The organism is Janthinobacterium fluminis (assembly GCF_028595325.1).
Classification (GTDB): Bacteria; Pseudomonadota; Gammaproteobacteria; order Burkholderiales; family Burkholderiaceae_D; genus Janthinobacterium; species Janthinobacterium fluminis.
This window is the reverse complement of record NZ_JAQQXR010000002.1, coordinates 279,190-304,774: the sequence shown is the minus strand read 5'-3', so window position 1 is coordinate 304,774 and position 25,585 is coordinate 279,190. Positions and strand designations below refer to the sequence as shown.

23 protein-coding genes are annotated in these 25,585 nt (G+C 68.0%); 10 read left to right on the top strand and 13 right to left on the bottom strand.

Annotation, left to right across the window (positions count from 1 at the left end):
• Positions 1-33: 33 nt before the first annotated feature.
• The 5 genes from OIK44_RS07140 to galT form a co-directional block, all read right to left on the bottom strand.
• Positions 34-3,837, bottom strand: a complete 3,804-nt coding sequence (locus tag OIK44_RS07140; protein WP_273670035.1) for an FAD-dependent oxidoreductase — start codon at positions 3,835-3,837, stop codon at positions 34-36.
• Positions 3,838-3,904: 67 nt separating this feature from the next.
• Positions 3,905-5,668 carry a glycoside hydrolase family 2 protein gene (locus tag OIK44_RS07135; protein WP_273670034.1) on the bottom strand — a complete coding sequence of 588 codons (1,764 nt, stop codon included), beginning with the start codon at positions 5,666-5,668 and terminating at the stop codon, positions 3,905-3,907.
• Positions 5,669-5,777: 109 nt separating this feature from the next.
• Positions 5,778-6,857, bottom strand: coding sequence for a galactokinase (gene galK / locus OIK44_RS07130; protein ID WP_273670033.1), 1,080 nt, complete (start codon positions 6,855-6,857; stop codon positions 5,778-5,780).
• Entirely contained in the window at positions 6,854-7,942 is a 1,089-nt protein-coding gene (locus tag OIK44_RS07125; protein ID WP_273670032.1) for a M24 family metallopeptidase, read from the bottom strand. Before OIK44_RS07125 ends, galK begins: the two co-directional genes overlap by 4 nt.
• Entirely contained in the window at positions 7,939-9,030 is a 1,092-nt protein-coding gene (galT, locus tag OIK44_RS07120) for a galactose-1-phosphate uridylyltransferase (RefSeq protein ID WP_273670031.1), read from the bottom strand. Before galT ends, OIK44_RS07125 begins: the two co-directional genes overlap by 4 nt.
• A 170-nt stretch (positions 9,031-9,200) precedes the next feature.
• On the opposite strand from galT, the gene OIK44_RS07115 reads away from it, so the two are divergent.
• The 4 genes from OIK44_RS07115 to OIK44_RS07100 all read left to right on the top strand — a co-directional run bounded on the left by OIK44_RS07115 (position 9,201) and on the right by OIK44_RS07100 (position 11,873).
• A complete protein-coding gene (locus OIK44_RS07115; protein ID WP_273670030.1) occupies positions 9,201-10,190 on the top strand; it encodes an LLM class flavin-dependent oxidoreductase in 990 nt (329 codons plus the stop codon).
• Between the two features lie 408 nt (positions 10,191-10,598).
• The gene (locus OIK44_RS07110; protein WP_273670029.1) at positions 10,599-10,826 is read left to right on the top strand and encodes a hypothetical protein; all 228 of its coding nucleotides are present in this window, start codon (positions 10,599-10,601) and stop codon (positions 10,824-10,826) included.
• A gap of 124 nt (positions 10,827-10,950) precedes the next feature.
• The gene (locus tag OIK44_RS07105; RefSeq protein WP_273670028.1) at positions 10,951-11,343 is read left to right on the top strand and encodes a hypothetical protein; all 393 of its coding nucleotides are present in this window, start codon (positions 10,951-10,953) and stop codon (positions 11,341-11,343) included.
• A gap of 152 nt (positions 11,344-11,495) precedes the next feature.
• On the top strand, positions 11,496-11,873 hold the full coding sequence (locus tag OIK44_RS07100) for a SirB2 family protein (protein WP_273670027.1): 378 nt from the start codon (positions 11,496-11,498) through the stop codon (positions 11,871-11,873).
• Between the two features lie 9 nt (positions 11,874-11,882).
• On the opposite strand, the gene OIK44_RS07095 is transcribed toward OIK44_RS07100, so the two are convergent.
• The 5 genes from OIK44_RS07095 to OIK44_RS07075 form a co-directional block, all read right to left on the bottom strand.
• On the bottom strand, positions 11,883-12,347 hold the full coding sequence (locus tag OIK44_RS07095) for a hypothetical protein (RefSeq protein ID WP_273670026.1): 465 nt from the start codon (positions 12,345-12,347) through the stop codon (positions 11,883-11,885).
• A gap of 1 nt (position 12,348) precedes the next feature.
• A complete protein-coding gene (locus OIK44_RS07090) occupies positions 12,349-13,197 on the bottom strand; it encodes a hypothetical protein (RefSeq protein ID WP_273670025.1) in 849 nt (282 codons plus the stop codon).
• 2 nt (positions 13,198-13,199) lie between these two features.
• Positions 13,200-14,000: a hypothetical protein gene (locus tag OIK44_RS07085; protein WP_273670024.1), complete on the bottom strand. Its 801-nt coding sequence runs from the start codon at positions 13,998-14,000 to the stop codon at positions 13,200-13,202.
• Between the two features lie 123 nt (positions 14,001-14,123).
• Positions 14,124-14,642 carry a DUF6160 family protein gene (locus OIK44_RS07080; RefSeq protein WP_273670023.1) on the bottom strand — a complete coding sequence of 173 codons (519 nt, stop codon included), beginning with the start codon at positions 14,640-14,642 and terminating at the stop codon, positions 14,124-14,126.
• Between the two features lie 189 nt (positions 14,643-14,831).
• Positions 14,832-15,350 (bottom strand): DUF6160 family protein, encoded by a 519-nt coding sequence (locus OIK44_RS07075; protein ID WP_273670022.1) that lies wholly within the window; start codon positions 15,348-15,350, stop codon positions 14,832-14,834.
• A 516-nt stretch (positions 15,351-15,866) separates the two neighbouring features.
• Here OIK44_RS07075 and OIK44_RS07070 point away from each other — a divergent pair.
• From OIK44_RS07070 to OIK44_RS07045, 6 genes are all read left to right on the top strand, one after another.
• Positions 15,867-16,634: a C39 family peptidase gene (locus tag OIK44_RS07070; RefSeq protein WP_273670021.1), complete on the top strand. Its 768-nt coding sequence runs from the start codon at positions 15,867-15,869 to the stop codon at positions 16,632-16,634.
• Positions 16,635-16,681: 47 nt separating this feature from the next.
• Positions 16,682-17,698: a transporter gene (locus OIK44_RS07065; protein WP_273670020.1), complete on the top strand. Its 1,017-nt coding sequence runs from the start codon at positions 16,682-16,684 to the stop codon at positions 17,696-17,698.
• Between the two features lies 1 nt (position 17,699).
• Positions 17,700-19,310 carry an OmpP1/FadL family transporter gene (locus tag OIK44_RS07060; RefSeq protein WP_273670019.1) on the top strand — a complete coding sequence of 537 codons (1,611 nt, stop codon included), beginning with the start codon at positions 17,700-17,702 and terminating at the stop codon, positions 19,308-19,310.
• A gap of 21 nt (positions 19,311-19,331) precedes the next feature.
• Positions 19,332-19,877: a DUF2059 domain-containing protein gene (locus OIK44_RS07055; protein ID WP_273670018.1), complete on the top strand. Its 546-nt coding sequence runs from the start codon at positions 19,332-19,334 to the stop codon at positions 19,875-19,877.
• Between the two features lie 104 nt (positions 19,878-19,981).
• Positions 19,982-20,956: an AraC family transcriptional regulator gene (locus OIK44_RS07050; protein WP_273670017.1), complete on the top strand. Its 975-nt coding sequence runs from the start codon at positions 19,982-19,984 to the stop codon at positions 20,954-20,956.
• Positions 20,957-20,995: 39 nt separating this feature from the next.
• Complete coding sequence (locus OIK44_RS07045) at positions 20,996-21,661, top strand: cyclic di-GMP-binding domain-containing protein, MshE-related (protein ID WP_273670016.1); 666 nt, start codon at positions 20,996-20,998, stop codon at positions 21,659-21,661.
• Positions 21,662-21,714: 53 nt separating this feature from the next.
• Here OIK44_RS07045 and OIK44_RS07040 read toward each other — a convergent pair whose 3' ends face one another.
• The 3 genes from OIK44_RS07040 to OIK44_RS07030 form a co-directional block, all read right to left on the bottom strand.
• The gene (locus OIK44_RS07040) at positions 21,715-23,343 is read right to left on the bottom strand and encodes a M28 family peptidase (RefSeq protein WP_273670015.1); all 1,629 of its coding nucleotides are present in this window, start codon (positions 23,341-23,343) and stop codon (positions 21,715-21,717) included.
• Positions 23,344-23,538: 195 nt separating this feature from the next.
• Positions 23,539-24,378, bottom strand: a complete 840-nt coding sequence (locus tag OIK44_RS07035; RefSeq protein WP_273670014.1) for an HDOD domain-containing protein — start codon at positions 24,376-24,378, stop codon at positions 23,539-23,541.
• Between the two features lie 118 nt (positions 24,379-24,496).
• Entirely contained in the window at positions 24,497-25,582 is a 1,086-nt protein-coding gene (locus tag OIK44_RS07030) for a BMP family ABC transporter substrate-binding protein (protein ID WP_273670013.1), read from the bottom strand.
• Between the last annotated feature and the right edge of the window lie 3 nt (positions 25,583-25,585).

Below are 25,585 nucleotides of genomic sequence, written 5' to 3'. Positions count from 1 at the left end.
CTGCGGCCATACCGCCCGCCGCCCCCAGCCACGCTAATCGCCCAACACGTTCTGCTGGGCGCCGCCGGCCTCGGCATCGACCGCCTGGGCCGCCTTCCTGCCGGCGAGGAAGGCATGGTCCGAGTTGTAGTATTCCCACTCGCTGTAGCGCCCGGCCAGCACGATGTCGTGGCCGGCCAGCCACGCCTTCACCAGCGCCACATTGGCGGCGCGGGCATGGTCGTAGATGACATAGGCATACGGCATGTCGACCTGGTTGGCCGCCAGCAACTGGTCGTCCGGCCGCAGCATGCCGACCTTGATGCAATCGGCCATGCAGCGCGCCACCAACGCCGCGCCGCTCAGCGGCAGCGGCTTGCTCGGCGAATAGGATATCTCGCAGCTCAGGCCGAAGCCGCCCGGCGGGTTGCAATACGGGCTGGCGTTGCCTTGGACGAAAATGCGGTGGAAAATCGTCTCCTCGGGATAGTAGACCCAATGCTTGTCGGTGATGTGCTCGCGCGCGACGCCAAGGTTGACGCAGCGCACCGACACGTGGCGCAAGGCGCGCGCGGCGGCCCGCACCTCGGCCGGAGCCTGCTCGCCTATCAGCCGCACCAGTTCCGGCAGCGGCATCGTGCTGATCAGTTGGCGGTAGCGGTAGCGGCGGCCGTCGGCCAGCGCCAGCACGTGCTGGAGCGGCAGCAGTTGCACGACCTCCGCGTTGAGCTCGACCTTGCCACGGATGTGCGGCAGGAAGGCCGACATCAGGGCCTGGAAGCCGCCCCGCAGCGGATAGCCGAAGCGCGCGTTCGGCCCCATCGGCCGCGCCACCGGTTCCAGCGCGCCTTCGATGATTTCCTCCAGGTCCGGCAGCGGCACCCGCCCGCCCAGCCACGACGTTTCCATTTCCGCCAACGGCACCGTCCACAGCTTGCGGTTGTACGGCAAGGCGAAATGTTTGGCGATGCCGGCGCCCCAGACCTGCTCGATGAATTGCTCGAAATTGCGCGGCTCCGGCCGGGCCGGCGCCGCCTGCGCCGCGCCGCCCAGGTCGGCGCCGTCGCCGCAGCAGTCGTCGACCGGCTTGAGCGGGGCGCAGGCCGGCGCCGCGCGCAAGGCGCCGAAGCGGGCCTGGATGGCGCCGACCAGGCATTCCTTGATGACGGCCGGCGGCAAACCGTACAAGGCGCCCTGGAAGGGGTAGCGCGTGTAGACGTGCTTGCTGTATATCCAGGCCTCGCGGTTTTGCCAGTGCATATTCGCTCCCAGCAGCAGGCCGTACAGCTCCAGCACATACGGATCGGTCGAAAACATGATGTGGCCGGCGTGGTCGAAGGTGAAACCGGCGTCGCTGATGGAACGGCACCAGCCGCCGACGCTGGCATGCCGCTCCAGCAACAGCGTGTCCGGGCCCAGGTGGTAGGCGGCGCTCAGGCCGGTCGGACCGGCGCCGATGATGGCGCACTGCACCGCCGCCGGCGCCTTGGGCGCGCGCAGCGGATTGACGGTGGCCGCCGGCGCCGCGGCGGCCGCGGCCGGCGCCGCCGCCGCGCCGGCGCGCGCGCCCTGGCCCGGCCTGGTCGACTCCAGCAGCGCGCGCATCTGCTCCACCGTCGCGTCCCACGAAGTGGCGGCGACGACGGCGGCCATGCGCGCGGCGCCCGCGGCGCGCTGCTGCGGCGTGGCCGCCAGCGCTTCCTCGCAGGCGCGCACGAAGCCGGCCGCGTCGGCGGCGATCGCGACCACGTCGCCATACGGCACGGCGATGTCGGTAATGGCCGTGCTGACGATGGGCAGTTGCGCCGCCATGTATTCCAGCACCTTGGTCGGGCTGATGAAACGGGTCGCCTCGTTCAGCGCGAACGGCAGCAGGCAAACGTCCCAGCCGGCCAGGAAGTGCGGCAGCGCCTGGTAGGGCTGCTGGCCGAGGTAATGGATGTTTTGCCGCTGCGGCAGGCTGGCCGGGTCGATCTTCAGCACCGGGCCGACCAGCACGATCTGCCAATTGCTGTGGGCGTCGGCCAGGGCCGCCACCAGCGCCGGATCGAAGCGTTCGTCGATGACGCCGTAGTAGCCGAGCCGCGGCGCCGGGATGTTCAGGTGTGCCGGATGGCCGTTGTGGCGGTCCAGCGCCTGCTCGAAATGCACGACGTCGACGCTGCTGGCAAAACAGTGGGTGTGCGGATGGCGCCCCCGCTTGGCCTCGAACAGGCTGGGGCCGCCGGCGAACACCAGGTCGGCGCGCGCCAGCAAGGCCGTCTCGCGCTGCAGCAACTGCTTGGGCGGATTCCTGAACGCGGCCAGCTCGTCCATGCAATCGTAGACGACCAGGTGCGGATGCAGTTGCGGCAGCAGCGGCAAGGCCATCGGCGTGTAGAACCAGACGATCGGGTCCTCGTCCGGCGCCACCTCGCTCAGCAGCGACTGCAGCACGGCCAACTGGTCGTCGTGGAAGCCGGGCGCCGGCACCGGCGTCTGCGGCTGGCACAGGGTCACGTTCGGCGCCGGCGTCGACAGCATCAAGTGGGGCGCGCCCTCGCGCAGGATGGGCTCCTCGACGAACAGCACATGGTAAAACTGCGCCAGCCGCGACAGCAATTGCTGCGGCCTCTGGTAGACGAAGTTCCAACGAAGATGAGAGAAAACGATGATAGTCCTCATGCCAGCTCCTTCCCGCCCCGGTGGCGCATACGTTGAACACAGGCGCCGCGTCAAGCTCATGGCCTGGCGCAGCCCCATCGCATAAGGCTCGGACAGCACGCGCCGCAAGCGCTCCGGCCCGCTCACACTGACATCCCACAGGCCGCTGTGGTGCCAGAAATTCTCGTCCTCCCAGTCCGGCCGGTCGATGATCGGATAGATGCATATGCCGCGCAGGTCGCCGCCGTGCTGGTGCGTCAAGGCCGCCTGCTGCGCCATCTCGCGTATCCAGGCGCCGCGGCCGCTGCCGACGTGGCTGGTTTCGGCCAGCAGCACGGGCCGGCGGTAACGCCGCTGCACCTCCAGCAACAAGGCGTGCAGCGGCATGCGGCGCGGCTCGCCGAGGTGCCACCACAGGCGCAGATTGCTGCCGCTTTCCCACTGGTTGCTGTGGTAATAGTTCAAGCCGATCAAGTCGAGGTAGCGCTCGGCGCCGCCCAGCTCCGGCTCGCTGCGCCCGCACAGCATGTCCCAGGCCTCGAACTGCGCTTCGCGCCACTGCGCCGCCGAGGCTGCCCAGTCGGGCCGCCCCGGCGGCGCGATCACGTGGATCAGCGGGTCGCAATGCAGGATGCGGGCGCGCGGCTCGACGGCCCAGATCGCGTCGCAGCCGGCGATGGCGGCGCGCACCAGTTGCCGCTTGCCGTCCCGGCCCGGATCGGGCCGGCCCATGTCGACGCCGTGGAACATGTGCACCGACAAGCCCCAGCTCGTGAAGGAGATTTCATTGATCGGCGAGTACACCGGCGCGGCGCCGCCGAACGGCGCCAGGTATTCGCACACGGCCGTGCAAAAGCGCGCGAAGCGCGCGACGAACTGCGGCCCGAACAGGTCGATGTCGGGCGGCCAGCCGTAATGCTTGAAGGTCCAGTAAATCTGCAAGCCCAGCTCGCGCGCCACGCGGGCGCGCTCGGCCAGCGGGGAAAAATCGAAGCGGCCGTCGCGCTCGACCAGGCGCCAGCCGACGCTCTCGCGCACCGTGCGTATGCCGAACTGGCGCAGCAGCGCGTAATCCTCGCGCACGCGCGCCAGATGGCCGCTGGCCTCGTTCATCGACAGCGCCCGCCCCGCGCGCGTGACATGGTCGGCGCCCTCGTAACCGGCTTGCCAATACGACAGGAAGGGCGCGGCCGCGGCGTCGTCGGCCCCGCTCATGCCGCCCCCCAGTGCAACGCAGCATCCATGTCACCTCCAATGAAAGGCCGGCGGCCCGCCGCCCGCCTCAATCGATTTTCTCGTTGCGCGTGGCCGCGCACAGCAAATCCAGTTCGACCTTCGGCGTGCGGTCCGCATACAGCAAACCGTTGGCCTCCTGAAAGGTGTCGGCGAACTGGGTGTAGCAAAAGCCGCTGAACAACTGCGCCGTGTTGACCACCGCCAGCAGGCGCCGGTACAGGTCGAGGAAGCCGGCCTCGCTGCCCACCCGCGAATAGCCCCAGGTGGCGGCGCCGGCCGCCTTGCTGAAGGCGATGCCGCCGAACTCGGTGAGCACGATGGGCTGGCCGCGGTGCGGAAAACCGTCCAGCGTGAGGATGCGCCCGCCCGGGCGGCGCTGGTCGAACAGGATCGTGCGCGAGCTGTCCGAGATGGCGTAACGGGCTTGCAGCCGCTCCGGGTCGCAGTCGTAGTCGTGGATGCCGAGGATGTCCGTGGCCGAGGCTTCCCAGCCGTCGTTGCCGATCACGGGCCGCGTCGCGTCCAGCGTGCGCGTCAGGTGGTACAGGGCCTCGACGGCGTTGCGGTGGGCCTGGATCGCCGTCAGGTTCGGCACGCCCCACGACTCGTTGAACGGCACCCACACCAGCACGCAGGGGTGGCTGTAGTCGCGCTCGATCACCTCGGTCCATTCGCGCACCATGCGCGTGATGGCGCGCGTCGAAAAGCGGTAGGCCGACGGCATCTCCTCCCACACCAGCAGGCCGAGCCGGTCGGCCCAGTACAGATAGCGCGGGTTCTCGATTTTCTGGTGCTTGCGCACGCCGTTGAAGCCGAGCGCCTTGGCCAGCTCGACGTCGCGGCGCAGCGCCGCGTCCGACGGCGCCGCCAGCAAGGTGTCGGGCCAGTAACCCTGGTCCAGCACCAGCCGCAGCGGATAGGGCCGGCCGTTGAGCATGAAGCGGTCGCGGTTGATCGCCACCGAGCGCAGCGCCGTGTACGAGCGCACCGTGTCGAGCACCTGCCCGCCCAGGCGCAGGCGGACTTCGGCGTCGAGCAGCGTCGGCCGCTCCGGGCTCCACAGCAACTCGTTGCGGGAATCGTCGATGCCCGGGTCGGACAGCGCGATCTTGCGGTTCGCCTCGTTGCCCAGCAGCGTGTACTGGTCGTCGGCCAGCAGGCTGGCGCCGTGCCAGATGCGCACCTCGACGATCAGGTCCGGCTCGACGTCGCCGCCGGCGACGATTTCGCAGCCGATTTCATAGCCCTCGAAAATCGGCGTCCAGCGCAGCTTCTGGATATAGGTCCGCGCGACCCGCTCCAGCCACACGGTTTGCCAGATGCCGGTGGTGCGCGGATACCAGATCGAATGCGGCTCCAGCTGCCAGTCCTGCTTGCCGCGCGGCTTGGCCAGGTCGTGCGGATCGTCCTCGACGTAGACGGTGAGCGTGTGGCGGCCGTCGCCGTTGAGCACGTCGCCGATGTCGGCCACGAAGGGCGTGTGGCCGCCCTCGTGCTCGGCGACGACGTGGCCGTTGACCCAGACCTTGGCGCGGTAGTCGACGGCGCCGAAATGCAGCAGCACGCGCTGCGGCCCCGGCGCGATGTCGAATTCGCGCTGATACCAGCAGACGCTGTGGAAGCCCCGCTCGCCCACCCCGCTGGCCGCCGACTCGGGCGGAAACGGCACGATGATGTCGTGCGTCCAGGCAATCGGGTCGGCCGGCAGGCGGTAGCGCCGCGCGTCGTCGAAAGCGAAGCGCCACGCGCCGTTGAGCGACTGCCAGTGCTCGCGCACCAGTTGCGGCCGGGGATAGGCGAACTCGGACATTGTCTCCTCGTTGTGTGTGGCTGCGCCCGCATGGGGGTTTCCTGTTGGAGCCGCTCCGGCGGCCGTGGTTCCGCCGCCCTCCCGGTTCCCGGCCGCAGCTTTAACTGGATCAAGCTTGCTGCGCGGGCAGCGGCAGCAACACGCGCCCCTGGCGGGCGCCGGCGTTGTAGCGCGCCAGCACGGCGCGCCCGGCCGCCGCGCCCTGGCCGCGCCGGCACAGGGCCACGCAGGCGCCGCCGAAGCCGGCCCCCGTCAGGCGCGCGCCGTACACCTCGGGCTGGGCGCACAGCAACTCGGCGAGCGTGTCCAGCTCGCCGATCGACACCTCGTAATCGTCGCGCAGGCTGGCGTGCGACTGGCGCATCAGGCGGCCGAACTCGGCCGCGCCCGGCTGCGCGCAAGCCTGCAGCACGCGGCGGTTTTCGCTGACCACGTGGCGCGCGCGCCGGCGCAACGGCTGCGGCAGGCGCTCGACCAGATCCACCTCGGCGACGTCGCGCAGCGCCGCCACGCCCAGCAGGCGCGCCGCCGCCTCGCACTCGCGGCGGCGCTCGTTGTACTTGCTGGCGGCCAGGCTGCGGGCGACGCCGGAATCGACGACGAGCAACTCCGCGTCCGCCGGCAGCGGCAGCAGCGCGAACTGCAGGCTGCGGGCGTCGAGAAACAGCATGTGCTCGCTGTCGGCCAGGCTGGCCGCCATCTGGTCCATCACGCCGCAATTGACCTGCGCGTAACGCACCTCGGCCTCCTGCCCGATCAGCGCCAGCACGACGTCGTCGAGCGCCAGCCCGAGCAGGCTGCGCAGCGCGCGCAGGGTGGCCAGCTCCAGCGCCGCGCTGCTCGACAGGCCGGCGCCGACCGGCACGTCGGAGCGCACGTAGAGGCGCAGCGGCGGCACGACGACGGCGCGCGCCTCCAGCATGCGGATGCAACCCTCTATGTAGCGGCCGAAACCGGGCGGCGCGTGGCCGTCCCGCGCGAAGCGCACATGCCGGTCCAGCGTCGCCGAATACCACTGGTGATGCTCGTCCGCGGCCGGCGCCAGCGCCACCTCGGTGCGCTGCGCCGTCGCCGTCGGCAGCATGAAGCCCTCGTTGTAGTCGGTGTGCTCGCCGAGCAGGTTGACGCGGCCCGGCGCCGACGCGCGCACGGCCGGCGCGCCGCCAAAGTAGTCGTGCAGGCTGATCATGCTCTCTCCAGGCAAAGCGGGCGGCGGCGCCCCTGCACCTCGGCCCACGGCCAGTCCGGGTCGAAGGTCAGGTTGCACAGCGCCTCGTCCTCCAGCAAAAACGTGTCCTCGATCTTGATGCCGTCCAGGCTGGGGTTGAAGGCCAGCGCCATGCCCTCGCGCAGGGTGATCTCCGTGTGCGCCGTGGCCAGCACCTCGCGCGCCAGATAGCCGGTGATGCCGCCCTGGTGGTGCTGCAGGATCGCGTCCGGCCAGCCGGCATAGGCGTAGGCGCCGTCGAGCGCGCGGTAGACCGTGCACAGCGGCTGGCCCGCCTCGCAGGCGTCCAGCGCCACCGCCTCCAGCGCCATCAACTGCTCCTGGCGCGGGTCGGCGCCGACGCCGAAGCAGACGAAGCGGGTCAGGTTCGCGTACAGGCCGTGGCGGCGCGCGCACAGCACCAGCATCGCGCGCCGGCCCAGCGGCCGCGCCGTCGGCAGCGGGTGGCGGTAGCGCGCCAGGCGCTCCTCGCCGGCCGCCAGCACCAGCGCCGGCTGCAGGCCGCGCGCGCACAGCGCATGGGCGGCCGCGCCGGCCAGCTCGTGCTCGCTCCAGCGCGGCCGCGCCGCCCGCAGCGCCTCGCCGGCGGCGCCGGCCGCCAGCCGGCCCAGCCGCCGGTAGCGTTCGCGCTCCTGCGGCCCCAGCACCAGGCGGGCCTCGCGCGCGCAGGCCGGCAAAGCGTGCTCGCGCGGCCCCGGGCGGTCGCTCAGCACAACCGCGCCGGCCGCCGCGTGCTGCACGAAATGCTCGCGCAACTCGCGCTGCGCCCACGGCGACACCTGCCAGGTCCACGGCGCCAGCACCTCCTCGTGCTGCAGCCGGGCCGCTTCGATCGGGTCCGTCAGCAGGTAGGCGGCGGCGGCCGTCACCAGCACCTCGGCAACCCCGGCCTCGGCCGCCAGCAGCACCGCGTTCGAGCCGCCCGCCGTGGCCCAGGCGAACCAGTCGACGCCGCGCAAGCGCAGCGCGCCGGCGCCGGACTGCTCCAGCCAGCGGCGCATCTGCGCCAGCTTGGCGCGCGTCTCGTGCTCGCCCGGCGCCGTCATGGCGGCTCCAGGCTGACGGCCACCTGCTGCAACTCGCGCGCCTTGTCCTCGGGCAGCGCGTCCATCGCGAACAGGCCGGCCGCCAGTTCCGTTCCCGCCAGATATTTGAGGCGCTCGCGCGTGCGGTAAGGCGGCAAGAACTGCGCGTGCAACTGCGTCTCCGGATGCGGCTGGCCGTCGGTGGGCGCCTGATACCACGCCATCAAATAGGGGAACGGGCGCTGCCACAGCCCCTCGTATTTCAGCAGCACCGTCTTCAGCGCGCGCGCCAGATCGGCCCGCTGCGGCGGCGTCAGCGCGGCGAACTGGCCGACCTGGGCCAGCGGCGTCACCCACACCTCGTAGGGATAGCGCGCGCAGACGGGCACGAAGGCCACGGCGTGCTGGCCCCGGTACAGCAGGCGCGCGCCGCTGGCCACCTCGCGCTGGGCCAGGTCGACCAGCAGCGCCGTGCCGTTTTCCTCGTAGAAGGCGCGCTCCTGTTCCAGCATGCGCCGCGGCACCGGCGGCACGAAAGGATAGGCGTAGATTTGTCCGTGCGGGTGGTGCAGCGTGACGCCCACCTCGGCGCCGCGGTTTTCAAACGGCAGCACATAGGCGACGGGCGCGCGCGCCGCCAGCCGCGCCGTGCGCGCCGCCCACACCTGCAGCAGCAACTCGATGTGCTCCAGGCCGAGCGCGCCCAGCGAGGCCCGCGCGTCCTGCGTGAACACCACCACCTCGCAGTGGCCGCGCGCGGCGGCCGTCGGCACGATCAGCGGCGGCGGCGCGCGCGCCTCCAGCGCCAGCGCCGGGAAACGATTGTCGAAGACGGCCACGTCGTAGTCGCCACGCGGCAGCTCGGTCGGATAGAGCGGGTCGAGCGTGGCGGCCAGCGGATTGTATTGCGGCGGCGGCAGAAAAGTGCGCTCCTGCCGGTACGGCGCGTAAGTGACCCACTCGCCGCGCAGCGGATGCCAGCGCAGATGCGGATTGGCGCCCAGCGGCTCGGCAAACGGACTGGGCGCGGCGGCCAGCGCCGTGATCGGCGCGCGGCTGTACAGCGTCAGCTGACGCCCGTCCGGTTTGAATAATTCCTGGCAATGCATGCGGCGCCGCCCGTCCGGTGAACTCAGTACACCAGTCAGACTTGGGCGTCGGCGGAAAGTTCGCCGCGCCGCCGGCGGCAAGGCTCGACGTCCGCCGATGGCCCTGCGCGCCGCAGGGGAATAGCAAAGTTCGCCATTGCGTTTCGCCACGCCGTCCCGATATCCCAGGCATGATTCCATTTTCCATACTCGACCTCGCCCCCATCGTCGAAGGGGGCGACGCCGCCACCGCCTTGCGCAACGCGCTGGACCTGGCCCGGCACGGCGAACGCTGGGGTTACCGGCGTTACTGGCTGGCCGAACACCACGGCATGCCCGGCATCGCCAGCGCCGCCACCGCCGTCGTCATGGCCCACGTCGCCGCCGGCACGACGACGATACGCGTGGGCGCCGGCGGGGTCATGCTGCCGAACCACGCGCCGCTGGTGATCGCCGAACAGTTCGGCACGCTGGAAGCGCTCCACCCCGGCCGCATCGACCTCGGCCTGGGCCGCGCGCCCGGCTCCGACCTGCACACGGCGCGGGCGCTGCGGCGCACGCTCGACTCCGACCCCGATGCCTTTCCGCAGGACGTGCAGGAACTGATGGACTATTTGTCGGACGCGCCCAGGCAGCGCGTGCTGGCCGTGCCCGGCCAGGGCAGCAAGGTGCCCGTGTGGATACTCGGTTCGAGCCTGTTCGGCGCGCAACTGGCGGCCCACCTCGGCCTGCCCTACGCCTTCGCCTCCCACTTCGCGCCGCAGCAAATGATGCAGGCCGTGGCCTTTTACCGCGCCAACTTCCGGCCCTCCGCGCATCTGGCCAAACCGTATGTGATGCTGGGCTTCAACGTCTGCGCCGCCGACACCGACGCCGACGCCCAACTGCGCGCCAGCTCGATGCAGCAGGGCTTCGTCAACCTGCGCAGCGGCCGGCCGGCGCGCCTGCCGCCGCCCGTGCCCGGCTATCTGGAGCAGATCGGCGCGCAGGAAAAAGCCATGCTCGACAGCGTGCTGTCCTGCTCGGCCATCGGCGCCCCCGCCACCGTCGCGGCGCAACTGCGGGCGTTCATCGAGCGCACCGGCGCCGACGAATTGATGATCACCTCGCAAATCTTCGAGCACGCCCACCGCCTGCGCTCCTACGAGATCACGGCCCAGATCCAGCGCGAACCCGCTTAAACGACGCGCCGCGCACCGCTTGACCCTTTGCACCCGCCTTCCGGAAACGGTCGGCGGGTATTTTTTTGCGCCCAGGGCCGCCCGCCATGCCGGTGAAATAATCACCGGCGACGCGACATTCAAATCATTTTCCGAATATAAACATTACATTTCCCCATAAAACAAATAACGACTATCGCCCCCTGGAATCGCTCAATAAAATTCCTTGACCACAATATTTCCACGATGATATATTAAAAATGCAATGTTTCAACTGATATATCTATTCATCGGATTAATTTCACGTCATGCAATCCAGGCATGGCATGGATACGGTTCTGAAAGGGGAAATGATATTTACCGGTATCGTTTTTCTTGAGGAAGTGAAGCATGGACATTTTCCATGTTGTATTAATTATTGGAGTATGAATGCAAGCTTTATCATTTAATGAAATTCAAGAAGTATCGGGCGGCCGCGCTTTCTGCTCGGACAGCATGACACCGGGACAATACGCCAGCACCGCTGGTTTCTGGGGCGGCATCGGCGGCATCGGCGCCGGCATTTCCGTGTTCCCAGGTGGACAAGCGCTCGGTGGCGGCATTATGATCGGCGCCGGCGCGCTGTATGCCTACAATTCGTATTGCTCGGCGCCATAAGGCGAGCGGGATGAAGGCGGCTTGATCCAGCCTTCCTGCCTGCCTGGTCGGCGGCCGGCCGCCGATCAGGCAGGAAAAATCAGGTAATGCATTACCACACTGAATAGAAGAAAAGACCTTTGCAATGCACATAGTCGTCGATAAGTCCGGTTCGAAATGGTTGGTCCTGGGCCGCTTGCCCAAGCGGGAAAACGGCGTGCTGGCCGCGCCGCTGGCAGGTTTTCAAAAAAGACGCTTCGCCGTTCTTTTATGCGATGCCGCCGCGCTGGCCTCCGCCATCCTCGGCATTGCCTGGATACTCTTTCCGCAGCATGTACACATTCAATCCTTCCCGATTACCATGCTGCTACTGGTGCTAACCGGACGGGCTATCCGATTTCAATCCATTCCGGCGCCGCAGGCGGTAGCCAAAGAAAGAATCGGCCCGGCTTTACAAACCCATCTGGGTTTAATAGCCATCATCATTATTTGCTGCCTGCTGCAAATCGGATTCAGCCTGCGGCAAATCTTTGCCTGATGCGGGCGGCCGCCAGCGCCGCGCGGACGGATAGCCAACACCTTACTTTCTGCATGTTTTGATGGCCGGGCCACGGCGCAAAATTCAGCTTGCGCAACGGTCCGCGAAAGCCGATGATGGCGGCCATCCATACCACTAAGGAATTCCGCACGATGAGCTATTTCGCCCTGAAACACTTCCACATCACTTGCGCCATGCTCAGCGGCGTTTTCTTCCTGGTGCGCGGCTGCTGGATGCTGGACGATTCGGCCATGCTGCAGCGGCGCTGGGTGAAGATTGCGCCGCATTTGATCGACACCCTGCTGCTGGCCAGCGCCATCGGCCTGGCCGTGTGGAGCAGCCAGTATCCGCTGGCGCAATCGTGGCTCACGGCCAAGGTCGTCGCGGTGCTGCTGTACATCGTGCTGGGCGCGTTCGCGCTGAAACTCGGCAAGACCAAAACCGTGCGCGTGCTGGCCTTCGCCGGCGCGCTGACCGCGTTCGGCTACATCGTCGCCGTCGCCCTCAGCAAGCAAGCGCTGCCGTTCTAATCGGCGCGCTCAATGCGCCCACATGCGGAACTGCCCCTGCATCGACACGGCGCCGTGGATGTTCAGGCTGCCCAGGCTGCCCGTCACCGGCGCCAGCGGGTCGCCCTGCACGCTCAGCGATTCAAAGCCGAAATTGCTGTAGCGGATATAGCCGGGCAAGCCCAGCGCAATGTAGTCGCCGCCGTCGCCCCGCTGGTGCACGCCGACGCTGACGGCGAACATGTCGACGACGCCGCGCAGGTTTTTAATGACCAGGTAGTTGCTCGGACCGTCGCCCTTGAAGCCCAGCGACAGGCGGCTATCGCTGACGGCGCCCACCAGCGCCGGGTCGTTCAACACGATGTGCGCGGCGAAGCTGATGCCGTCGCCGCCGCGCACCTCGGCCAGCTCGCGGTCGTCGAGCGGGCGCAGCGGCTCGGACGCCAGGACGGCGCCGCAGAACAGGCTGCACACGGCCAGCGGCAGGCGGCCCATATCAGCGCTTGAACCTGATATCAAGATACTGGATCTGCATCGCGCCGATGCGCGACGAGCCCAGGTCGACGCTGGGCTGGCCGGCGCCGGCAAAGGAAATGTTCTCGATCGACAGGCCGCCGGACGGCGCCGCGCCGTTGCCAAAGCGGGCGTCCGGCCAGCCGATGCCGATGTGCAGGCGCGGCCCGTTGACGTCGGTCAGCACGTTGACGACGGCCGGCTGCGCGGCGACGTCGGCCAGCGCCCACGGGGTATTGTTGAAGTTGCCGTCGGCATCGACGCCGCCGAGGCGGATGCCGCGCAGCGCCAGTTGTCCGCCGGCCTCGGCGCGGCCGCGCGGGCGCAGCGCCAGCTCGCCCACCGCCAGGTTCAGCGCCAGCCCGAAGGCGATGCCGTCGTTACCCTGCGGCGTGGAAAACTGCAGGCCGCCGCCGCGCCAGACGGTGTCCCTGAAGACGACGCTGCCGCCATCGCGCGCGATACCGTCGGCCGCCACGCCCCAGTCGTAGGCGAACTGCCAGCGCTGCTCGCCCGCCGCGTTGCGCGGAAAGTCCAGTTGGAACACGTCCGCCAGAGCGCCCTTGCCGGCGACGATGTCGAGCCGATAGGGATCGCCGAACGGGTCGGCGCCGTCGCTGCGCGAAGCGCTCATTTTCTCCACATATAAGCTGCTCGCCGGCGTCGCGCTGTAGCGCACGCGGGCATCGCCCGACATCGAAAATCCGGCCACATCGAAGCTGATGCCGTCACCGCCGCGCACGGCCGACAGCGCCGTGTCGTTCAGCGGTTCCAGCGCGGCGGCCGGCGCGCACGCCGCCGCCAGCCAGACCGCGCCCAGGCGCGCGCGCATGCTCAGCGTCCTTTCGGCAGGTTCGGCGGCGTGACGCCATTCACGCCCAGCGCGACGAGCCGGTCGCGCCAGTTCAGCCACAGGCCGGCCTGGGCCGGATCGGGCAATTGCGCGCTGCCGGCCGGCGCCTGGAATTGCACGCCCGTCTTCAACATCGAAATCCAGAAATCGCGGCTCGGGCCGCTGGCGTCGCCGGCCCGCACGCCGCCCAGTTGCGCCATGGGCAAACAGGGCGCCGCGCAGGCGCCGTCCCAGCGCTTGCCGCCGCCCGGGTCCAGCCGCGAGTCAAGCAGCAGCGGCGCGCCGTCGGCGCCGCTGGCGCCCACCCGCAGCGAACCGGACAGGCTGGCCAGCTTCAGGCCGACGTCGCCGCTGATGCCGTCGAAGCCGATGCGCATGCCGATCACTTCGCGCGCCGCGGCGTCGCCGCGGTAGACGAATTCAAAATAGGGATTGCTGATCTGTACCAGACGGGCCGCGTCGCCGGCGTCGCTGCGGCCGAACTGCAGCAGCGGCATGTCGATGTCGGCGCCCAGGCCGTTGCGCGCGGCCAGCGAGTATTCGCCCAGGCGCACATTGCGCAAATTGGCGCTCAGGGCGATGTCGGCGTCGAAGCCGATGCGGGTGAAATCGAAGCCGCCCAGGCTGCCGTTGCTCATCGTCAGCAAACCCTGTCCGTGCACGCGCGACAGGGCCTGGTCGTCGAGCCGCTGCAACTGGGCCGCGGCCGGCAGCGCGAAGGCCAGGCCGGCCAGCATGGCGGCGGCACGGCGTTGCGGCGAAAGAAAGAGAGTCGTCATCATGATTCCATCGGGAACGAGGCAAGCGCCTAGGCGGGCGCCAAGGCGGGGACGCCTAGGCGGCTTGCAAACGCCGGCCGGCCCCGCCATCGGGAGCCGGCCGGCATGCCGGCGGGACAAGCGCGATTAGTGCGCCCAGATCCAGACCTGGGTGCCGCGCAGGTCAAGCTGGTTCAACGCCAGGGAACCGAACGAGGCGGTGCTGTTGCCCATCTTGATCGCGTCGACCGCGACGTTGATGAACTTGCCGTTGGCAACCTGGACGTCGGTCGGGATGGCGATCTGCACGACGTCGCCGCCGGTCTGCGAGTTGTAGAAGGAGCCGGGGTTGGTCACGCCGGCGGCGCCGGCCGCCTGCAGGAAGGAGGCGCGGCTGAGGATGTCGATGCTGGCGGCGATCAGGCCGTTGACCTTGATGCCGTTGAAGCTGACCGAACCGCCGCCCAGGCCGGTCGAGGCGTCCACCGCATCCGTGTCGGTGTAGACGAAGGAGTCGATCTTGACGTTCAGGTTGGCCGTGATCGACACGCCGTCCTGGCCTGTGACCGCGCTCAGCTCGCTGTCCTGGATCGGCGTCATGGCCGAGGCGCTCAGCGCGAGCGTGGACAGGATGGCGGCAATGGCGCTTTGTTTGAACAGTTTCATGGTGTTTGTCTCCGTAGTTGGAATGGTTGCTGCGCGGGTCGGCGGCGCCGGGGAAAGTCCCTTGGCCGCCTTGGTATTCATTCAAGATTGCAAGTCCATCTTATGGGCTGCGGCGGCGCCGGTCCAGCTTGCCGCGCTGACTTTCCGGGCCAACCGTCTGGCCTGGAAAGCCAGCGCCGCCGCGGGCCATCAGTGCGCCCAGATCCACACCTGGGTGCCGCGCAGGTCGAGCTGGTTCAGCGCCAGGGAGCCGAACGAGGCGGCGCTGTTGCCCATCTTGATCGCGTCGACCGCGACGTTGATGAACTTGCCGGTGGCGACCTGGACGTCGGTCGGAATGGCGATCTGCACGACGTCGCCGCCGGTCTGCGAGTTGTAGAAGGAGCCGGGGTTGGTCACGCCGGCGGCGCCGGCCGCCTGCAGGAAGGAGGCGCGGCTGAGGATGTCGATGCTGGCCGCGATCAGGCCGTTGACCTTGATGCCGTTGAAGCTGACCGAGCCGCCGCCCAGGCCGGTCGAGGCGTTCACCGCGTCCGTGTCGGTGTAGACGAAGGAGTCGATCTTGACGTTCAGGTTGGCCGTGATCGACACGCCGTCCTGGCCGGTGACCGCGCTCAGCTCGCTGTCCTGGATAGGCGTCATGGCCGAAGCGCCCAGCGCGAGCGTGGACAGGATGGCGGCGATGGCGCTTTGCTTGAATAATTTCATGGTGTTTATCTCCGTATTGGTTTGGATGGCTGGAATAGCCGTGCTTTCAGACAGTGCCGCGACGGCTGCGGCGCCGCGGATAGGGGCGCCGCACCGGCCCGGCCGGGTGGTCCGCCGCGGGCTCTTAATATTATGTGAATATTAATTAAATTCATGATAGGAGGCGCCGCCGGCCCCGGTCCACCATCGCGGTCTGGCCTGGAAAGCCAAGCGCTTGGCCTTGCGAGCCAGACAGAGTGGCGCCTGCGTCGCGCCACTGTTGTTTGCGTTAGCATAAGTTTTTGCAAACACGCTAGAGGTGCGAATCTAATATTTTGGGTTGCCGCTGCCGCGCAAATCATGCGTTAATAAATTATAAAAAAAGAAAGAACAATTGTCGGCTTAATAAAGCACGACCGTTCTAATTAGAAAACCGGGAGACAAGATGAAGACAATCGAGGGGCGCCCGACGCCTCGGGGACGGCTGTATCGTATCGCCGCGTCGCGGCCGCCGGCCGCGCCCGTGCCGGGGGCGCCATGCTGATGCTCTTGCTGGGGGCGCTGGCCGCGCTGATCGCCGGCGCCGGCGTGGTCGAACGGCACGAGCCGAAGGACAGGCCGAAGGGCCAGTACGAGATGCCGCAAACCATGCTCGGCGGCGGCGCCTACAGCCAGGCCGTGCAGATGGAGCCCTATTCGGAACTGAAATACCGCCACATCGTGCGCCAGGCTTTCGACTACAGCTGCGGCTCGGCCGCGCTGGTGACCATCCTCAATTTCCACCTCGGCATGCAGGTGACCGAGCAGCAGGCCATGGAGGGCATGCTGGAGCGGGGCGAGAAGGAAAAGATCATCGAGCGGCGCGGCTTTTCCCTGCTCGACATGAAGCGCTATGTGGCCGCGCTGGGCGTCGAGGCCGCCGGCTTCCGCGCCGAGGTCAAGGACTTGCTGACGCTGGCCCATCCGGCCATCGTGCCGATCGACTATGCCGGCGCCAAGCACTTCGTCGTGCTGCGCGGCATACGCGACGGCGTCGTCTACGTGGCCGACCCCTCGTCCGGCAACATCGCCTTTTCGGTGGCGGAATTCGCCGCGCTGTGGGACAAGAACACCCTGTTCATCGTCTACCCGGCCAAGGGCCAGCCGCTGCCGGCGCAACTGGCGCTGAGCGACCGGGAGCTGGGCGTCGTCGACATGGACCGCGTCACCAAGCAGGCCCGCCTCGGCCCGCTGGAGCACCAGAGCCACCTGCTGGAGCGCGCCCTCAACTCCGGCGTCAGCGGCACCTGGCAGCGGCGCCAGTAAGCCTTTCCCCGCCCATTTTCGCCACCATTTTTCGACAAGGACCCACGATGACCATACGCACCCTGCCCGTCTGTCTCGCCGCCACGTTGCTGCTGCTGGCCCTTCCCGCGCCGGCCCAGGAAAGCCCGGAGGCGAAGCCGGCCAGCGCCGACGCGGCGCGCGACGCGCTGGCCAAGAAGGAGGGCGAAGGCGAGCAAACGGCGCTGCTGAAGCAGACCCTGAGCGCCGTCGACAAGCAATACTCGCTGATCCGCAGCCAGCAGTTCCAGTTCGGCTACGACCTCAACTACACCTACATCGGCCAGGAAAAGATCATCTCCGACCTGTCGGCGGGCAACATCACGCTGTTCGAGATCGAAAACACCAGCTCGCACACGGTCACCAACACCTTCTCGGCCGATTACGGCGTGCTCGACAACCTGACCGCCAACCTCACCCTGCCCGTGCTGTCGAAGTACTCGGAGGCGCGCGGCGCCAAGGGCTTGTCGAACTCCATCGGCGACATCGGCCTGGGCGTGCGCTGGCAGCCGATCCCGGCGCGGCGCGACCGCCCCAACCTGACGCTGACGGGCAATCTGCGCCTGCCCAGCGGGCGCAGCCCGTACAAGGTCATCGCCGGCAGCGGCCAGGCCACCGGCAGCGGCGTCGCGGCCTTCAGCCTCGGCCTGAACGTGAACCGCATCGTCGACCCGGTCGCCCTGTTCGGCTCGCTCAACGTGACGGCCAGCCTGCCGGCGAAGAACCTGTGGCAGGTCAACAACACGCGCATCCTGACCCGCGTCGCGCCCGGCGCCAGCATCGGCTTCGGCCTCGGCTTCGCCTACGCCCTGTCCTACGGCATCTCGACGACGTTGTCCTTCCAGGAGGCGATCTCGGCCGGCTCGAAGCTGACCTTCGCCGACGGCAAGACGGCGAAAACGCTGATGCAAACCTCGGGCATGCTGAACCTGGGCCTGGGCTACCGCGTGTCGCCGAAAACCACCGTCAACCTGTCGGTCGGCGTGGGCCTGACGGCCGACTCGCCGAACCTGTCGCTCGACCTGAACCTGCCGCTGGCGTTCTGACATGCGCCGCCGCGTTCACGCATGCTGGCCGCTGCTGGCCGGCGCCGTCGCAGCCGCGGCGCCGCCGGCGCGGGCGGCCATCACGGAAAACCTGACCACCAGCGTCGTCGCCATGGCGCTGGGCAACGCCGTCACGGCCGACCCGCCCGGCATCGACTCGATCCACTTCAACCCGGCCGGGCTGGCCCGGCTGAAGGGCGACAGCGAGAGCTTTTCCGCCTTCGGCGCCTCGATCCGCAGCACCGCCCGCTTCCACACCCCGCCCGGCTTCAGCGTCGGCGGCTGGACCGACGACCCGGTCAGCGGCCAGAGCACCGGGCCGGTGCGCCAGGGCATGTACGTGCCCGGTTACGGCAAGCCCGGCTGGCGCCTGCCCGCCGTCCTCATCCCCGGCGTCGGCATGGCCTTCAACAAGGCCGGCTCGCGCTTCACCTTCGCCACGCAAAGCTATATGTCGCAGGCGATGAGCATAGACCGCAGCACCGACCCGAACGACCCGGCCCGCTTCCAGGGCCGCCAGGTGCAGTTGCAGCGCCTGGTGTACGCGGCGCCGTCGGTGGGCTACAAGTTTTCCGACACGCTCAGCTTCGGCGTCGCCGTGCCGATCGCCCACTCGGCCTTCGTCATCGACACCGACATGCGCTTTCCCAACAGCCTGCTGGGCATCTTCGGCAAATTCCAGCAGGGCTGGTGCCCCACGAACGGCGGCAACATCCTCGACACCTTCGGCGTCGGCCTGTGCGGCGGCGGCAAGGAGGGCCTGGTGAACCCCTTCAAGCAGGCCGCCAAGATGCGCCTGGAGATGACGGCGCCGTTCGACCCCACCATCAACCTGGGCGTGCTGTGGGAACCGCGCGACTGGTTCGCCGTGGGCGCCGTCTACCAGGGCGGCGCGCAGACCCAGTACACCGGCACCTACACCTTCACCACCGAGCCGATGCTGCGCAACTTCGTCAACGGCATGAACAGCAGCCTGTTCGGCCCCATCGTCGGCGCCGTCCTCGGCTTCCCCAGCTCCATCCCGCGCGAGCAGAAGGGCAACCTGACGGCGACCATCCCCTTCCCCGCCCACCTGCAGGTCGGCATCAAGCTGAAGCCGCTGCGCTATGTCCAGCTCAACGTCGATGCCAGCTACGCCCGCTGGGGCGACTGGAACGCGCTGACCTTCCAGTTCGACCAGAGCATCAAGCTGCTGGAAGTGGCGCGCCTGTACGGCATTCCGAACTCGGGGCAGTTGAAGATCCCGCGCGGCTATAAAAGCGTGCTGAACATGGGTTACGGCCTGCAACTGTTCCCCACCGAGAAACTGACGCTGCGCTTCGGCTACGAGCCGCGCAAAAGCTCCATCCCCGGCGACAAGATCGACCTGATCGCGCCGCTGCCGGACACCAAACTGTACAGCTTCGGCCTGAACTACAAGCTGAGCAAGCAAAGCGATGTGAACCTGACGGCCAGCTACCTGATCGGGCGCTTCAACACGCCGGCCAACAGCGACTGCAATATGAACTGCAACAATTTTCTCAACGTCATCTACAACCCCTACGCCGGCCATGACGTGGCCGGCGACATCCGCGTGCGCTATGTCGGGGTCAGTTACAACAGACATTTTTAATACCCACCCTAGGAGGTTTCCATGTTGAAAACAAGCCTGACAATCATGCTGGCGGCCCTGTGCGGCGCCGCCCTGGCCGCGCCGGCGCCGGCCGCCGTGGCGCCGGCCAAACAGCAGTTGGTGCAACAAGTGTTACAGTTGTGGCAAATCGACACGATAGGCCAAGCCATGTTGCAGGCGCCCGTAGGCGACGCCGTGCAGCAGGCGCGCGCCATGCTGCAGGGGCGCGCGGCGCCGGAGCGGCGCGACGCGGCGCTGGCGGACGTGCTCGGCGAGGCGAAGAAATTCATGGACGAGGCCACGCCGACGGTGCGCGCCAGCGCGCAAAAGCTGATCCCCGGCACCGTCGCGCCGCTGCTGGCCGAGCGCTTCAGCGAGGACGAGCTGCGGCAGATGGTGGCCATCCTCGAATCGCCCGTCAAGCGCAAGTTCGAGGCGATGCTGCCGGAGATGCAAAAACTGCTGGGCGAGCGTGTCGCCGCCGACACCCGCGCCGACATCGACCCCAAGCTGCAGGGGCTCAAGGAGCGCATCGGCCTGCGCCTGCGCGCCGCCGTCGCCCCCTGAGGCGGCGCCGCCGCAGCCGCGCCGATTGCCGTGACGACCATAGGGAGATTGATCTTGTTCATGCACTTTATTGATCGCAGTACATTGGCGGCGCGGGTGGCCCGATGAGCTACTCTTCCGCACTGCACCTGGTGCGCGGCGTCAAGTCGCGCCTGGCCAATTCCGGCTTCGAGGCCGAGGCCCTGTTCAAGCAGGCCGGCCTGGACGAGGGCGACGGCCTGGCCTGCGACGCGCTGACGCTGTCGGACAAACTGAGCCACCTGTGGGAACTGCTGGTCGACAGCTCCGGCGACCCGCTGCTGGGGCTGAAGATATCCACGCCGCACCGGCTCGGCTGGCTCGGCGTCATGGGCCACATCATGCTCGTCTCGCCGACCGTGCAAAGCACCATCGAACGCTGCCACGGCCACACCCGCGTCGGCATGGTGCTGCCGGGCGCCCAGCGCCCCGTGCCGCAGCAGCGCTACGACTTCGTCTGGTGCGTGCTGCTGCGCACGCTGCGCTGCGCCTCCGGGCGCGACGACGCCACCCCGGTGGTGGTCGAATATGCGTTTCCCCAGCCCGCCAATGCCCACGTCTACGCGGAAACCTTCGGCTGCCCGGTGCGCTTCGACATGCCGCACAACGTCATGGAATTCGCCGACACCGACATGGTGATGGCGCTGCCGCAGGCGGCGCCGCTGAGCGGCGGCGCCGTGCTGGCCAGCCTGGCGCGGGCCGAGCCGCCCACCTTCAGCGCCAAGGTCCAGGCGCTGCTGGCCTGCATGCTGCCGAAGGGGCCGCCCATGCGCGACGACGTCGCCGCGCGCATGATGATGAGCGAACGCACGCTGCAGCGCCGCCTGGCCGAGGAAGGCACCAGCTTCACGGCGCTGGTCGACGACACGCGCCGCGAACTGGCGCGGCAGTCGCTCAACAGCGGCGAGCTGTCGCTGAAAATGCTCAGTTTCCAGCTCGGCTTTTCCGAGCCCAGCGCCTTCTACCGCGCCTGCAAGCGCTGGTTCGGCCGCGCCCCGTCCGACATCGTCGGCGACGCCACGCCGCTGCTGACGCGGCACCCGCACAAGCTGTCGGCCTGAAGACGGCGCGGCGCGCCGACATCAAAGGGGGAGAGGAAAATGGGCTGGCTGACACACCACCACAGCAGATCGCAGATCGGCCAACTGCTCGTCAAGAAAAAGCTGATCTCGGAAGAGCAACTGGCCAGCGCGATCGAACGCCAGCGCGGCACCGGCCAGCGTCTCGGCGACATCCTGGCGGAATGGAACCTCGTCACGCACCGGCACGTGCGGGAAGCGCTGCGCAGGCAACGCAGCGCGCGCATGGCGGCGGCCATCGTCACCGCCATGCTGGCGCCGCTGGAAAGCCGCGCCGTCGAAGCGCTGCCGGCCGGCGCCGCCAGCGCCTGCATGCGCCCGCTCGACGAGGAGCAATTGCGCGGCATCGCGGCGCAGGGCTTGCATGAACAATTGCTGTTGCAGGTGAGCGGACAGGACCGCAGGCGCGGCCTGGAAGTGAGGGGCGATGTCGCCAAGCTGCTCCACCCGATGCTGGGTTTTCTCGAAGCGGACGTCAGCATGAAGGACGTCGTCTACGACCCGGCGCAGGCGGCGGCGAGCGTCGGCAAGGACGGCTCGCTGACCCTGCGGCTGCCCAGCTCCATCGGCGAAATCAGCTTCCAGAACATCCGCGTGCGCGGCGCGGACGGGCCCAGCTTCGGCAGCATCGCCATCAAAGGCATAGACCTGAGCGGCACCACCATCACGCTCGCGCCGAAGCGCTAGTAAAAAAACGGCGGCGCCAATCCGGGGACTGCGCGCCGCCGCGGCGCCGCCGCTTACTTCGCGCCGCGCACCTTGCCGAAGGCGTCGCCGGCCTTCCACTGCGGCATCTTCACGCCGTTCGCCACGGCCTGCCCCAGGTTCAGCGTGAATTGCGCCTGCTGGGTCATGCCGGACAGATCCCAGCTCGGGTCGTACTCGTCGCCGGCCTGGTGGTAACGCGCCTCATACGCGGCCGCCTTGGCTTGCGACGCCTGCGGGTTCTTCAGGTAGTCGCGCCCGGCCTCGATCGAGAACGCCGGCACGCCCGCCTTGGCGAAGCTGAAATGGTCGCTGCGGAAGTAGCCGCCGGCCAGGTCGGGTTCGGACTTGGCGATCCGCATGCCCATGCGCCGGGCCACCTGCCGCGCCAGTTGCCCCAGTTCGCTGCGCTCGCTGCCGTCGACGCCGATATCGCGCGTGGCGCCGACGAAATTCAGGCTGTCCAGGTTCAAATTCGCGGCCGTCTTGTCCAGCGGCCACAACGGGCTGCTGGCGTAGGCGGCGCTGCCCAGCAGGCCCTGCTCCTCGGCCGCCACCCACAGGAACATCTGGCTGCGTTTCGCCGGCTTCAAGGCCGCTTCCCTGGCCATCGCCAGCAACGCCGCGGAGCCGGAGGCGTTGTCGACGGCGCCGTTGAAGATGGTGTCGCCGCTGCCCGCCTGCACGCCCAGGTGGTCCCAGTGGGCGCTGTAAATCACCACCTCGTCCTTGAGCTTCGGATCGGTGCCGGGGATCAGGCCGGCGACGTTGAACTGCTCGACCGCGCGCACCGCCGACTTCATCTCGCCGGCGACCTTGGCGTTCAGCGCGACGGGGCGGAAATCCTTGCGCTCGGCCGCCGCGCGCAAGGCGTCCAGATCCTGGCCGCCGGCGCCGGCCAGCGCGCGCGCGGCGGCGTCCGTGATCCAGCCCTGCATGCCGGTGCCGATGCGCCCCTCGGCCAGCTGGAAGCGCTCGCTCGTGCCCCAGCTGCTTTGCACCACATTCCAGCCATACGAGGCCGACGCGTTAGTGTGAATCAACAGCACGCCGGCCGCGCCGCGTCGCTTCGCCTCCTCGAACTTATAGGTCCAGCGGCCGTAATAGGTCAGCGCCTTGCCGCCGAAACGGTGCGGTTCGGCCGCCGTCGGCGCCGGATCGTTGACCATCATCACCAGCACCTTGCCCGCGCAATCGACATCCTTGAAATCGTCCCAGCCCTCTTCCGGCGCGCTGATGCCGTAGCCGACGAACAATAGCTCGGCGTCCAGGGTGCGCGACGGCTTGGCGTCGCCGGCCATCCAGACCCAGTCCTGGCCGTAGCTCATCGGCAGCGTCTTGCCGCCGGCTTGCAAGTGGATGCTGCTTTCCGCCGGCAAGACCTTGACGCCGGCGATCTTGACGGACTGGCGGTAGCTGCCGCCGCGCACCGGCTGCAGGCCGGCGACGATGGCCTGGCTTTCCAGATAGGCGACGGTCAGGTCGCCGCCGCGCTGGCCGGTGCCGCGGCCTTCCAGCGCGTCGCTGGCCAGCAGCGCCAAATGGGCGCGCAGCGGCGCCTCCTGCACGATGGGCGCGGCGGCATTGGCGGCGTGGGCGGGGAACGCCAGCGCCAGGCTTGTGGCCAGAACGCTCGCGGTAAACGAGGAAAACACCTTGTACATGGGATCCTATGGTAAAAATACGATGGGATCGGCATTGTAAGTAAAAAAGGGGACAGACCACAATTTTCGGGGAAATATTTCCCCCAAAATCGTGGTCTGTCCCCATCTGACGCGACGTAAGTAAAAAAGGGGACAGACCACGATTTTCGGGAAATATTTCCCGAAAATCGTGGTCTGTCCCCGGCTGGCGCGGCGCTATACCAGCAGCGCGCCGGCCAGCGATTCGATTTCTTCGGCCGATTCGTCGAGCACGCTGTGCAGCGTGCCGCCGCTGCCGACCGCGAAGTCGATCATCGCCGCCACCTGGCGGGCGTTGGCGCTTTCCGGCGGGTGCAGCGGCGAGATGACGGGCGCCAGGTCGTTGGCCAGCAGCAGGGTGTCGCCCAGGGTGCGCGGCGGCGTCGTGTTGCCGCCGTGCCACATGCCTTCGACGGCCTGCAGCACCTGGTCCGGCACGCCGAGCTGGCGCAGCACGCCGCGGCCTATCAGTTTTTCGCCGTATTCGATCCAGTCTTCGGTGTTGTCGTCGAGCAGGCCGGGGTAGCTCTCGGCCTGCGACAGCAGGTAGAAGCCGCCCACTTCATGGACGATGGCGGCGAACATCGCCGTCTCGGCGTCGATGCGGCTCACTTTCTTGGCCAGCACCTGGGCCAGCGCGGCCACGTGGGCCGTGTGCTCCCACAGCCGCGCCGCCTTGGCGCGCAGGACCGGGTCGCTGATGCCGCTGCCCAGCTGGCGCACGATGACGGCGGCGACCATCGCTTTCAGGGTGCGGAAGCCGAGCCGGTTGACGGCCACCCGCACGCTGGTGATTTCGTCGCCGCTGCGGTTGTAGGCGGCCGAGTTGGCGATGGCCACGGTGCGCGCCGACAGCACCGGCTCGGCCGTCACCATTTTGGCGGCCGCGTCGATGTGGCAGTCGGGGTCGTCGAGCGCCTCTTGCAGCTTCAGCGTGGCGTTGACGTTGGCCGGGAAGGTCAGTTCGCCTTTGCCGGCCCGCGTCGCGATGCTTTTGAATATTTCCAGTCTGTCCATGAAATTATTCTCCTCCCGTGCCGGACCGGCGCCGGTCCGGCTTGGTCCGATTGGCGATCCGGACCATCGATCGATGCAGTCTGCCAGCGGCGGCGGGGACCGGGCGGCCCCCGCAGCCTTATTTGTTGCCCACCTTGCCCACCACGCCTTCGACGAAGTAATCCATCTTGTTCAGGGCCTCGTCGCCGAGCGTGCCCTTGTCGAGGCGGACCTTGCCTTCATTGTCTTTCAGCGGCCCGGCGAACGGCGTCAGCGCGCCGCTGACGAGCTCTTTTTCCCGCGCCGCGAGGAATTTCCTGACCTCGGCCGGCACGGCCCCGTTGATGCCTTCCAGCTTGACCATGCCGTCCTTGATGCCGCCCCAGACGCTGCCCGGCTTCCAGGTGCCGGCGATGACGGCCTGCGCCGCCTGCGTATAGTATGCACCCCAATGATGCGTTACGGCACCAAGTTGCGCCTTCGGCGCGTATTTTTTCATGTCCGAATGGTAGGCGATCGCGTATTTGCCCTTTTCCTCGGCCGCCTGCACGACGGCCGTCGAATCCGTGTGGTGGGTGACGACGTCGGCCCCTTGCCCCAGCAGTGTAATGGCGGCGTCGCGCTCCTTGCCCGGATCAAACCAACTATTGACCCAGATCACCTTCACTTCCGCTTTCGGGTCGACGCTGCGCATGCCGCGCGCGAATGCGTTCACGCCCTGCAACACTTCCGGGATGGGGAAGGCGGCCACGTAGCCGGCCGTGTGGGTCTTGCTCATTTTCCCGGCCAGCACGCCGGCGAGGTAGCGGCCCTCGTAGAAACGGGCGTTGGTGTTGGCGACGTTGGCCGCCGTCTTGTAGCCGGTCAAATGGATGAATTTGACGTCAGGGAATTGCTTGGCCACTTTCAAGGTCGGGTTCATATAGCCGAACGAGGTGGTGATGACCAGCTTGCTGCCCTGCTGCGCCAGGTCGCGGATGACGCGCTCGGAATCGGCGCCCTCGGGCACGTTTTCGACGAACTTGGTGCTGATCTTCGCGCCCAGCGCCTTTTCCATTTCCTTGCGCGCGAGGTCATGCTGCATGGTCCAGCCGGCGTCGCCGATCGGGCTGATGTAGACGAAGCCGACGTTCAGCGGCGCGGCGGCGGGCGCCGCCGCGCACAGGGCCGCGGCGGGCAGCAGGATGGCCGTGCTGAGCGCGGCGCGCAAGATTTTTTTGGACATGAT